We start from the raw sequence: 234 nt of genomic DNA, 5'->3' as shown, positions 1-234 counted from the left end.
CGTCAGTCCCGTCAACCTTTAAGACCTACTGCTTCGAGTGTCATGGCGGCGACAAGCATCGCGGCGACGTCAGCATCGAGAAACTGATTCAGCAAACAGCCGACTCGTCGGTTGGCGACCACTGGGATCTCTGGGAGAAGGTCGCCGAAATGATCGAGACGAAGGAGATGCCGCCCGAGGACAAAGCGGAGACTTTTCCGAGCGACAGCGAACGGCGAGCGACGGTGACATGGA

General features: G+C 58.5%; 1 protein-coding gene. It reads left to right on the top strand.

From position 1 onward, the window contains the following. Positions 1-234 (top strand): c-type cytochrome domain-containing protein (locus ACLJNW_RS28705; RefSeq protein WP_410962086.1); only part of this gene is annotated, 234 nt, incomplete at both ends.

The sequence above is a fragment of the Salmonella sp. SAL4457 genome (genome assembly GCF_046548235.1).
GTDB classification, from domain to species: Bacteria; Pseudomonadota; Gammaproteobacteria; order Enterobacterales; family Enterobacteriaceae; genus Salmonella; species Salmonella enterica.
The sequence above is the reverse complement of the archived record's forward strand: the minus strand, read 5'-3'. Positions and strand labels throughout refer to the sequence as shown.